General features: G+C 69.6%; 8 protein-coding genes and 1 pseudogene. 8 read left to right on the forward strand and 1 reads right to left on the reverse strand.

Annotation, left to right across the window (positions count from 1 at the left end):
• Positions 1-128 precede the first annotated feature (128 nt).
• The 3 genes from guaB to BU124_RS11355 all read left to right on the forward strand — a co-directional run bounded on the left by guaB (position 129) and on the right by BU124_RS11355 (position 5,226).
• Positions 129-1,577, forward strand: a complete 1,449-nt coding sequence (guaB, locus tag BU124_RS11345; protein ID WP_084863707.1) for an IMP dehydrogenase — start codon at positions 129-131, stop codon at positions 1,575-1,577.
• Positions 1,577-2,737 carry an RsmB/NOP family class I SAM-dependent RNA methyltransferase gene (locus BU124_RS11350; RefSeq protein ID WP_084863700.1) on the forward strand — a complete coding sequence of 387 codons (1,161 nt, stop codon included), beginning with the start codon at positions 1,577-1,579 and terminating at the stop codon, positions 2,735-2,737. The genes guaB and BU124_RS11350 overlap by 1 nt, the downstream gene beginning before the upstream one ends.
• A gap of 110 nt (positions 2,738-2,847) precedes the next feature.
• On the forward strand, positions 2,848-5,226 hold the full coding sequence (locus BU124_RS11355) for an ATP-binding protein (protein ID WP_245831677.1): 2,379 nt from the start codon (positions 2,848-2,850) through the stop codon (positions 5,224-5,226).
• A 70-nt stretch (positions 5,227-5,296) separates the two neighbouring features.
• Here the strand turns inward: BU124_RS11355 and BU124_RS11360 are convergent, their stop codons facing one another.
• Positions 5,297-6,280: a glucokinase gene (locus BU124_RS11360; protein ID WP_084863702.1), complete on the reverse strand. Its 984-nt coding sequence runs from the start codon at positions 6,278-6,280 to the stop codon at positions 5,297-5,299.
• Positions 6,281-6,446: 166 nt separating this feature from the next.
• Between BU124_RS11360 and BU124_RS11365 the strand changes: the two genes are divergently transcribed.
• From BU124_RS11365 to BU124_RS14935, 5 genes and pseudogenes are all read left to right on the forward strand, one after another.
• Entirely contained in the window at positions 6,447-7,172 is a 726-nt protein-coding gene (locus BU124_RS11365) for an RlmE family RNA methyltransferase (RefSeq protein WP_084863703.1), read from the forward strand.
• Positions 7,173-7,317: 145 nt separating this feature from the next.
• Positions 7,318-8,652: an arylsulfotransferase family protein gene (locus tag BU124_RS11370; protein WP_084863704.1), complete on the forward strand. Its 1,335-nt coding sequence runs from the start codon at positions 7,318-7,320 to the stop codon at positions 8,650-8,652.
• A complete protein-coding gene (locus tag BU124_RS11375) occupies positions 8,649-8,885 on the forward strand; it encodes a hypothetical protein (protein WP_245831678.1) in 237 nt (78 codons plus the stop codon). Before BU124_RS11370 ends, BU124_RS11375 begins: the two co-directional genes overlap by 4 nt.
• Positions 8,882-10,342: a sulfotransferase gene (locus BU124_RS11380; RefSeq protein WP_084863705.1), complete on the forward strand. Its 1,461-nt coding sequence runs from the start codon at positions 8,882-8,884 to the stop codon at positions 10,340-10,342. The genes BU124_RS11375 and BU124_RS11380 overlap by 4 nt, the downstream gene beginning before the upstream one ends.
• Positions 10,343-10,557: 215 nt before the next feature.
• Positions 10,558-10,767: pseudogene (locus BU124_RS14935) on the forward strand (Arm DNA-binding domain-containing protein); the annotation flags it as partial.

The following is a 10,767-nucleotide window of genomic DNA, read 5'->3' on the forward strand; positions in this document are numbered from 1 at the left end:
GGGCGCAACTGCTGACAGGGCATCTGCGGGCGGGGTGGCAACCGGGTGCGCGACAGATTGCGGCTTTCAATGTCCCCGCAAAAGTGAAATAGGGACCCGCCAAACGATGCCTGCCGATGGAGTGCGCCATGGAGATTCGTGAGGCCCTGACCTTCGATGATGTTCTGCTTGTTCCCGCCGCGTCCGACGTGCTGCCCAGCACCGCCGACACGCGCACCCGGGCGACCCGGCAGATCGACATGAACATTCCGCTGCTCAGTTCGGCCATGGACACGGTGACCGAGTCGCGCATGGCCGTCACCATGGCCCAGGCCGGCGGCATCGGTGTGATCCACAAGAACCTGGACATCGACACCCAGGCGCGCGAGGTCCGCCGGGTCAAGCGCTTCGAGTCCGGCATCGTTTACAACCCCGTCACCCTGACCGCCGACCAGACCATCGCCGATGCCCGCGCCCTGGTCGAGCGCTACAACTTCACTGGTTTTCCGGTTGTCGACGGGTCGGGCCGCATCGTGGGCATCTTGACCAACCGCGACATGCGCTTCGCGGCCTCCGACGCCATGCCGGTCAGCGCGGTCATGACCAGCGACAACCTGGCGATGCTGGCCGAACCGGCCGACCGGGCCGAGGCCAAGTCGCTGATGCAGGCGCGCCGGATCGAGAAGCTGCTGGTCCATGACGGCAACGGCAAGCTGACCGGGCTTCTCACGCTCAAGGACACCGAACAGGCGGTGCTCAATCCCACGGCCTGCAAGGATCGCCTGGGCCGCTTGCGCGTCGCGGCGGCCACCGCGGTGGGCGAGGCGGGCTTCGCGCGCTCCGAGGCGCTGGTGGACGCGGGCTGCGACATCATCGTGGTGGATACCGCGCATGGCCATTCGCAGGGCGTGCTCGAGGCCGTCACCCGCGCCAAGTCGCTGTCCAACGAGATCCAGATCATCGCCGGCAATGTCGCCACCCCGGAGGCGACGCGCGCCCTGATCGACGCCGGCGCGGATGCGGTCAAGGTGGGGATCGGGCCGGGCTCGATCTGCACCACGCGCATGGTCGCCGGCGTGGGCATGCCGCAGCTGACGGCTGTGATGGACTGCGCGAAGGCGGCCGGCGACACGCCGGTGATCGCCGACGGCGGCATCAAGTTCTCGGGCGACTTCGCCAAGGCCATCGCCGCGGGGGCCTCCTGTGCCATGGTCGGCTCGATGCTGGCGGGCACCGACGAAAGCCCGGGCGAAGTGATCCTCTACCAGGGCCGCAGCTTCAAGAGCTACCGCGGCATGGGGTCAATGGGGGCCATGGCGCGCGGCTCGGCCGACCGGTATTTCCAGTCCGATGCGGCCAGCGACAAGCTGGTCCCCGAAGGCATCGAGGGCCAGGTCCCCTACAAGGGCACGGCGACGGCGGTGATCCATCAACTGGTCGGCGGGCTACGCGCGGCCATGGGCTATACCGGCAACGCCACGGTCGAGGACATGCGCGACAAGGCCGACTTCGTGAGGATCACCGGCGCCGGGCTCAAGGAAAGCCACGTGCACGACGTCCAGATCACCCGCGAAAGCCCGAACTACCGGATGGCCTGATGACCCCGGCGGCGCGGGTCGCGGCGGCCATCGCGGTGCTCGACAGCGTGCTGGCCGGGCAGGCGGCCGAGGTGGCGCTGTCGCGCTGGGGGCGGGCCAACCGCTTTGCCGGGTCCAAGGACCGCGCGGCGATCCGCGACCATGTCTTCGACGCGCTGCGCTGCAAACGCTCTTTCGCCTGGCTGGGCGGGGCCGAAACGGGCCGCGGGCTGATGCTGGGGGCCTGCCGCGCCGCCGGGACCGCGCCCGAGACGGTTTTCGACGGTAGCCGCTTCGGCCCGGCGCCGGTCGCGGATCACGAGGTTGGCGCCCCACTGGACGCGGCCCCCCGGGCTGTGCGGCTGGACATCCCGGACTGGCAACTGCCGCTCTGGGACGACGGCCCCGCCGACCCCGACGCGGCGCTCGAAACCCTGCGCCACCGCGCCGGGGTCTTTCTGCGGGTCAACAAGCGCAAGGCCGACCTGCCAACGGCGCAGGCGCGTCTGCGCGTCGAGGGGATCGAGACTGCCCCGGTGGCGGGCGCGCCGCTGGCGCTCGAGGTCCGGACCAACCCGCGCCGTGTCACTGCGACCCAGAGTTTCGCCGACGGGCTGGTCGAGGTTCAGGACCCCGCCTCGCAGATGGCCGTCGCCCGGCTGGGCTTGCGCGACGGGATACGCGTGCTCGACCTCTGCGCGGGGGGCGGCGGCAAGGCGCTGGCCATGGCCGCCGCGGCCGATGTGCAGGTCGCGGCCCATGACATCGCCCCGCGCCGGATGGCCGATATCGCCCCGCGCGCCGCCCGGGCCGGCGTGCGGATCGAGACGCTGGCGCCGGGCCGGATCACCGGCCGCTTCGACCTGGTGCTGATCGACGCGCCCTGTTCGGGCAGCGGGACCTGGCGCCGCGCGCCCGAGGCCAAGTGGGCCCTGACCCCGGAGAGGCTGGCCGAGCTGACCAGCCTGCAGGACAGTCTGCTGCGGCAGGGTGCCGGGCTGCTCGCCCCCGGCGGACGGCTGGCTTACGCCACCTGTTCCGTCTTCACGCGCGAGAACGCAGACAGGGTGTCGGCCCGGCTGGCCGACTGGCCGGGCGCGCAGCGTGTCGAGCGGATGCGACTGGACCCTGCCACGTCGCATGATGGGTTCTACCTATCGATGATAAGCGGTATCGTTTAGCACGTTAAGATTGAAATTGAACGAGGCACCGCTAGGCTGGCCGCGGGATTTAAGGCCGCCTTAAGACTTCTGGCATGAAGTGGAGGGCACCGAATCGAGAGGTGTGGTGCGTGACCCAAACAGACCTGGCCCCCGACGTCCGCCCGGGACAGACCCCCGGCCCCCGCCCCGGCGGCGCGGCCCGCTCGGCGCGGTCCCGGCCCTTGCCGCTCTGGGTGCTCGCCCTGCCGGGGCTGGCGGCGCTCGGCCTCGGGCTGGTCCAGCCGGACACGCCGTTGCGGCTGTCCTTGCTCGTCTTCGGCACGGCGCTGGTCGGGGCCGCGGGTCTGGTGGCTGCGCGGCAGGCCTGGCGGAGGTTGCGGCTGCGCCTTACCGGCGCGGCAGTCGAACGGATCGTCATGAACGACGAGGCCGCAAGCCTGATTAGCGACCCCGAGGGGCGTATCCTGAACCGCAATGCCGCCGCCGACTCCCGCTTCCCGACCCCCGGAACCGGCACGCTGGGCCTCGCCCTTGGCGAGCTATTCGCCGATCCCGGCGCGGTGATCTACCGGCTGCAAGGCAAGGCCCATGCCCTCGGCGCCGCGCGCGAGGACGTGGTCACCCGGCGCGGACACCTGCGGATCTGCGTCACGCAGCTGCACGAGGACCGCTACCTCTGGCGGCTCGAGGACATGAGCGACCGGGGCGGGGCCATCCGTGCGGCCGATGCGCTCAGCCTGCCCATGCTCACGGCCGGCCCCTCGGGCACCGTGCTTTACATGAACGACGCCTTTCGCCGCCTGCTGGGCGGACGGGCCAAGCACCTTGACGGCGTGTTCAATGATCTGCCGCTGGTCTCGGGCCAGGTGCACCGGATCGCCGCCGCGCGCGGCGAGATCGAGAGCCTGGTGGCCGAGATTCCGAGCCACGGCGGCCGGCGCGAGATATACCTTCTTCCCGGCGAAGGTGTCGGCGCGGCCCCGGTCGAGATGGACGGCAGTGCCCGCGCCTGGGACGCCATCGATGAATTGCCCGTGCCGCTGCTCAGGATCGCGCCCTCGGGCGAGGTTCTGGGCTCGAACCGCGAGGCGCGCCTGCTGCTGGATCAGCCCGTGGCGGAACGGACCCGCGTCACCGATCTCTTCGAGGGGCTGGGCCGGCCGATCGTCGATTGGCTCGAGGAGGCGGCCTCCGGCAAGGGCACGCTCAAGCCGGAATTCCTGCAGGTCAAGGGCCGCGCCGAGGAGCAGTTCATCCAGGTCTCTCTGAACCCCGCGGGCGACGCCGATCGCGATTACCTGCTGGCGGTGCTCAACGACGTGACCGAGTTCAAGTCGCTGGAACAGCAATTCGTCCAGAGCCAGAAGATGCAGGCCATCGGGCAACTCGCCGGCGGCGTGGCGCATGACTTCAACAATCTGCTGACGGCGATTTCGGGGCACTGCGACCTGCTGCTGCTGCGCCACGACCAGGGCGATACGGATTACGCCGACCTCGTGCAGATCAGCCAGAACGCCAATCGTGCCGCGGCGCTGGTCGGGCAGTTGCTGGCCTATTCGCGCAAGCAGAACCTGCAACCCGAGGTGCTGGACCTGCGCAACACGCTGTCGGACTCCACGCATCTGCTCAATCGCCTGGTCGGCGAGACGATCACCCTCACGCTGGACCACGATCCGGGGCTCGACCCGGTGAAGGTCGATCGGCAGCAATTGGAGCAGGTGCTGATGAACCTTGTGGTCAATGCGCGCGACGCCATGCCCGATGGGGGTGACATCGGCATCCGCACCGAGAATGTCACCCTGTCCGAACCGCTCGAGCGCGACCGCGCCCGGGTGCCGGCCGGCCGCTATGTCTGTCTCTCGGTCAGTGATACCGGCGGCGGCATCCCGCCCGAGATCCGCGACAAGATGTTCGAGCCTTTCGTGACCACCAAGAAGACCGGCGAGGGCACCGGGCTGGGCCTGTCCACCGCCTATGGCATCGTAAAGCAGACCGGCGGCTTCATCTTCGCGGACAGCGAACCTGGGCAGGGCACGCGGTTTTCCATCTACATTCCCGTGCACGACGGCCCCGTCGACCTGCCCGAGCCCGGAGGTGTGGCCGACCCGGTTCTTCCGCTTGAGCGGGCCGAGGGCGTGGTCCTTCTGGTCGAGGACGAAGCCCCGGTGCGCGCCTTCGCGGCGCGGGCGCTGAAGATGCGCGGCTACACCGTGCTGGAAGCCGACAGCGCCGAGGCGGCGCTGGAACTGCTGGACGATCCCGAGGTCTCGGTCGACCTCTTCGTTACGGACGTCATCATGCCGGGCAAGGACGGCCCCACCTGGGTGCGCGAGGCCCTGACGGCCCGCCCGGAGGCGCGGGTGGTCTTCGTTTCGGGCTACGCCGAGGAAACCTTCGGCGAGGACCAGAAACGCATCGCCAATTCGGTCTTTCTGCCCAAGCCCTTCTCGCTTACCGCGCTGACCCGCACGGTGGACGACCAGATGCGCGCGGCGACCGCGCCCTGACGTCCCGGGGGGCGTCGCATAACCGGAGCCTGACCGCCCCCGCCGCCGGCCACACGGGTAAAGGGCCTGGTCAGGCGGCGCCGAGATCGACGAGATGCGCGGCGCAGCCGGTCAGCGCGGCATAGTCATCCTCAACGACATGAACCGCGAAATTGCCCATGAAACCCGCGAACCGGCCCTTGTCGCGAAAGGCCTCGTCGAAACCGAGCTCGCCGAGGTGCGGCGCGAAGGCCCGCGCCACACCGCCCACGAGATAAATGCCACCGAAGGGCAACTGGATCAGCGCCAGGTTGCCGCAGACGGTGCCCAGCATCCGCGCGAAGACCCGCGCCGCCTCGGCTGCCCGCGGGTCCGTCCCGGCCGTGCAGTCCTCCATGATGGCCCGGGCGGTTCTCTCGGCCGGGGCGCCGGCCTCTTCGCCCAGAAAGGCATAGACCCTTTCCAGCCCTCGCCCCGAGAGCACGTCCTCGACCGCCGGAAAGCCATGCGCCGTCGAGACATGGCGGCACAGGCGCAGCTCCTGTTCGTTGCGAATTGGCAGGTTGGCGTGGCCGCATTCCGAGGGCGGTACCAGCCGCGCCGCGCCGGTCTCGTGCACCGGGGCCGCGTTGAAGCCCGTGCCGACGCCGACCACCAGCCGGGGCGCCCCCGGCTCCGGGGTCGCCTCGGCCGTCCGGGCCATCACGGTGGTCACGGCTGCGGCCGGCAAGTGCCCCAGGGCATGGCCCTGCGCCTGCAGGTCGTTGAGTACCGAGACCGTCTCGGCCCGCGTCGCCCGCGCGACGGTGGCGGTGTCGATGGACCAGTCCAGGTTGGTCATCGCGGCGCGCCCGTCGTGCACCGGCCCGGCCACGGCAACGCAGGCGGCGCGGGTGTCGACGTCGCCCGCGTCCTCGATGAACCGGCGCAGCACGGTTTCGAGCCCCGGGTAATCGGCGTTGGCATACCGCCGCACCGTGTCCGGCAGGATCGCGCGCCCATCGGCCAGGGCGACCCGGGTGTTGGTGCCGCCGATATCGGCGACGAGCGACAGGGTGTCAGGGGCTTGCGTCATGCGGGCCTCGGTCGGGCTAGGGCAGGGCGGGCACGGCAGACCAGCGCGGCACCCTCGGCGCTGGGGTGATAGGCCGCCCGCGCCCCCGGTTGCAAGAGGGCGCGGCCCGGAGACCGGTGCATTGCCGGCTTTACGCGTGCGCAAGCCATCGCTAACGCTACAGGCTATGGCACGAACACCCCGAAACCGGACCCCCAGCGGCCGCGGCCAGCGCGACCTGACCGTCAAGGTGAAGTCCGCGCGCGGGCGCAAGAACTCGTCGACCCGGTGGTTGCAGCGCCAGCTCAACGATCCCTACGTCAAGCGGGCGCAGGCCGAGGGCTATCGCGGGCGGGCCGCGTTCAAGATCATGGAACTCGACGACAAGCTGGGCTTCCTGAAACCCGGCGCGCGGGTCGTGGACCTTGGCTGCGCGCCCGGCGGCTGGTGCCAGGTGGCCGTGCCGCGCATCAACGCCCTGGGCGACCGGGCCGGCAAGCCGCAGGGCCGGCTTCTGGGCATCGACCTGCAGGAGGTCGAGCCGATCGCCGGCGCCGAGTTGCATCAACTGGACTTCACCGACGAGGGGGCCGACGCGCAGGTCAAGGCCTGGCTGGACGGCCCCGCGGACGTTGTCATGTCCGACATGGCCGCGGCCGCCTCGGGCCACAAGCAGACCGATCACCTGCGGATCATGGCGCTGTGCGAGCTTGCCGCGGAGTTTGCCTTCGATGTGCTCGACGAGGGGGGCACCTTCGTGGCCAAGGTCCTGGCCGGCGGGGCCGAGGGCGACTTGCAGAAACTGCTCAAGCAGAAATTCACCGGGGTGGTGAACGTCAAGCCGCCGGCGTCGCGCGCGGACAGTTCCGAGAAATTCGTCGTCGCCACTGGCTATCGCGCCACGGCGGAGTGACGGATACAACGGGAGGTGTCATCTCAGCGCGCGGGGTCGCAACGGCGCAACGCCGGCGGGCTCGGGGGCCGCGGCTGGCCAAAAAGCACTTGTAAATCGGGTCGCATCGCCCAGTATGTTGCAAAAGACGGGCAGAGCAGGTGCCATGAGCAGGGACCCACACGCGCGCGCAAGGCGCCTTTTCCAGGTCAGTGTCGCGCTGGTCGCGGCCATGGCACTTTTTGGCTATGGCGTTGCGGCCGGTGTCAACCGGCTGCCGCCCGTGCCGGCGCTTGCCGGGCTCTACCAGATGGTGTCCGAGGTCCTGACCCCCTCGGACCGCATCCTCGAGACCGAGGCCCCCGACCCTGACGCCCCGGCCGCCCGGCCGCTCCGGCCCGACGCGATGGCCCCGGGCCTGACACTGGTCGCAGGCATCTCGCAGGGGCGCGATACCCGGGTCGTGGTCATTGACGCACAGGGCACCGTGCACCAGCAATGGGACCTGGCCTGGGCCGAGGTCTGGCCCGAGGCCGAGGGCGAGTTTCCCGAGGGCCGTCGCCCTCAGGCAGGCATGTACCTGCACGGGGTCACGCTGCTGCCCGGGGGCGACCTGGTTGCCAATTTCGAACACCTGAGCACCTTTCGCATGGATGTCTGCGGCAACCTCGTTTGGAAACGCGACAACCTGGGCCACCACTCGGCCCATTACTCGGCCGGGGATGACACCATCTGGGTGTCGGCGGAACGATACATCGCCGAGCCGCCAACGAGGTATCCCATGCATGACGCGCCGCTGCGCTCCTGGACGGCGCAGCAGCTTTCCCCCGGGGGCGAGGTGCTGCGCGACATTCCGGTCATCGACATCCTGATCCGCAACGACCTCGAGGGGCTGCTCTACCTGTCCTCGCTGCGCAACGCGGCGCCCTTCCCGGTGTCGGGGGACACGCTCCACCTCAACGATGTGGAGGTCTTTCCGGACGGGCTGGAGTCCGCGGTCTTCGCGCCGGGCGACCTGATGCTGTCGCTGCGCAACATCAACACTGTCCTCGTGGTCGATCCGCAAAGCCTGGAGGTCAAGTTCATCACCACCGGCGCCGTGGTGCGCCATCACGACCCGGACTTCATGGCCGGCGACGTGATCTCGATCTTCGACAACCAGAATTTCACACTCGACGGCCCCGAGCCCGCGCCCGCCAGCCGCATCGTCGAGATCGACGCAGCCACCGGGGCCCGCCGCACGGTGCTGGGCGACACCCCCGAAACGCAGTTCTTCACCAACATCATGGGCACGCATCAGCGCCTGTCCAACGGCAACATCCTTGTCAACGAGAGCGCGCGGGGCCGGATCCTCGAATTCACCCCGTCCGGCGCGCTGGCCTTCAGCTATGACAATCGCGTCGGCCCGGGGCGCAACGGCCGGACATTCGCGGCCCGGCGCCTGCCGCCCAATATGGATGCCGCCTTCTTTACCGACCGACAGCAGGAGTGCACGCAATGACCCGACTGCCCGACTTGAAAATCGCCGCCGCGAGCATGGCCATGGTGGTGGCAACGGCCTCGCCCGCGGCCGCCTACATCGGCCCCGGGGCGGGCCTCGGGGCCATCGCGGTCACCGCTGCGCTTATCCTGGGCGTCGTGTTGTTGCTGGCGGGGCTGGTCTGGTTCCCGCTCAAGCGGCTGTTCAAGGCCCGGTCCCACGGGGCCGCTGACAGGTCCGATAACGGCAAATGATCCCGGCGCTGGCGATCTCGGTCCTGGCCGTCCTCGCCTTCGGGGCGGGGCTTTGGCAGACCGGGATCGCCGCGGCCGCGCGCGCCCTGCTGGGGGAGACCCAGGCCGGGGTCGCGGCCATGACCGATCGCGAGCTTGACGACGACGCCAAGGAACGCGCCGTGCGCCGGGCCGGGGTCCGGCTGATCATGGGGGCTTTCGGGTTGGCCTGGCGCATCGCGCTGGCCCTCGGTGCGGCTGCCGTGCCGATCTTACTGGCCGATGCCGTGGGGCTGGTCCCGGCGGACAGGGTGCTGGGCCTGATGGTGCGCTGGGACTTCATCGTCGGGATATCCCTGGCCGTGATCGGCCTCGGCGCGGTCCTGCGCCGCCGGGCCGCGGACGGGGCGACGGGGCCGGCGACGACCCGCAGCTATTCCGCCGGCGACAGGATCGTTCACAACCTCGCTTTTTCCGCGCCCGTTGTCCTGCGCACCGCGGGCCGGGCCGAGGACCGGCTGGTCCGTGCACCCGACCCCGGCGACGGGCAGGCGCCGATTCTCGTGACCTCGCTGGCGCGCGGCGGCACCACCGCCTTGCTGGGCGCCCTGCACGCGGTGCCCGGCATCGCCACGCATCTCTACCGCGACATGCCGTTTCTCACGGCGCCTGTCCTCTGGGACAGGCTCTCGGGCGGCAAGCGCCGTCGCGTCACCCGGCACCAGCGCGCCCACGGCGACGGGCTGGAGATCGACCTCGACACGCCAGAGGCCTTTGAAGAAGTGCTCTGGCAGATGCACTGGCCCGGAAAATACGGGGACAGCGGCATCGCGCTCTGGGATGCGGGGGATCGCGACGCCCGCGCCGAGGCCGCGCTGCGCCACCACATGGCGCGGGTCGTCTGCGCCCGCCGCCTGCAAGGGGGCGCGGCCCGCCGTTATTGTTCCAAGAACAACGCCAACATCGCCCGGCTGCCGTTCCTTGCGCAGGCCTTCCCCGACGCGCGCGTTGTCGTGCCGCTGCGCCGGCCCGTGGCCCATGCGACATCGTTGTTGCGCCAGCACCGCAATTTTCTCGACCAGCACGCCCGCGATCCCTTCGTGCGCCGCTACATGCGCGACATCGGCCATTTCGAGTTTGGCCAGATCCACAAGCCGCTGCGGTTTCCCGGCATGGACGAGCCGGGGCGCGACCCCGCGACGCCGGATTACTGGCTGGCCTACTGGATCGCCGCGTTCCGCCATGTCGCCGACCACGCCGGGACCTGCGAGATCGTGCTGCAGGACGACCTGCGTGCGAACCCCGGCCGGACGATGGCGCGGCTCTGTACCGCGCTGGACCTCGATCCGGGCGATACCGCCTTCGAGGGCCGGTTTCACAGCGCCCCCGACCGGGCGGATGCCAGCCCCTTCGACGCGGCGCTGCGCCGCGAGGCCGAGACGCTCTACGATCATCTCGCCAGCCGAGCTATCGGATGACCGCCGCCGGGCAGGAAACACGACTTCTGTTGGAAACTGATGGCGGAGAGACAGCGGAATGTTACGCCCCCTTAGTTACCATCACAGACTCCCCGTTAGGCACCGGAATTTATACCTTTCATCCTCCTGCCATCCCCACGGGATCGGATGCGCGGTTCGAGAAGTTCAGCGCCGTTCTTACCGTCCCGCCAGCCTTCGGCACATGAGGACCCGGTATGGGACCGACGGCAAAACAGATCGAGGCGGCACGGCCAGGGGCTGACCCGGAACGCATGTCGGACAGGAACGGACTCTACCTGCGTGTCTACAAGAGCGGGTGGAAGGCGGTCCAGGTGCCCCTCGGCAAAGACGGTAAAACAGTGAACCGTGAAAAAATTTGTCCCCGTATCGGGGCAGTCTATGCAGCATCCAAAACGGGACCCCTC

The organism is Salibaculum halophilum (genome assembly GCF_002094885.1).
GTDB classification, from domain to species: domain Bacteria; phylum Pseudomonadota; class Alphaproteobacteria; order Rhodobacterales; family Rhodobacteraceae; genus Salibaculum; species Salibaculum halophilum.

Excerpts from the sequence above, each read along its gene's own strand:
- guaB (WP_084863707.1), top strand. The coding sequence starts at position 129 with ATGGAGATTCGTGAGGCCCTGACCTTCGATGATGTTCTGCTTGTTCCC.
- BU124_RS11350 (WP_084863700.1), top strand. The coding sequence starts at position 1,577 with ATGACCCCGGCGGCGCGGGTCGCGGCGGCCATCGCGGTGCTCGACAGC.
- BU124_RS11360 (WP_084863702.1), bottom strand. The coding sequence starts at position 6,280 with ATGACGCAAGCCCCTGACACCCTGTCGCTCGTCGCCGATATCGGCGGC.
- BU124_RS11365 (WP_084863703.1), top strand. The coding sequence starts at position 6,447 with ATGGCACGAACACCCCGAAACCGGACCCCCAGCGGCCGCGGCCAGCGC.
- BU124_RS11370 (WP_084863704.1), top strand. The coding sequence starts at position 7,318 with ATGAGCAGGGACCCACACGCGCGCGCAAGGCGCCTTTTCCAGGTCAGT.
- BU124_RS11375 (WP_245831678.1), top strand. The coding sequence starts at position 8,649 with ATGACCCGACTGCCCGACTTGAAAATCGCCGCCGCGAGCATGGCCATG.
- BU124_RS11380 (WP_084863705.1), top strand. The coding sequence starts at position 8,882 with ATGATCCCGGCGCTGGCGATCTCGGTCCTGGCCGTCCTCGCCTTCGGG.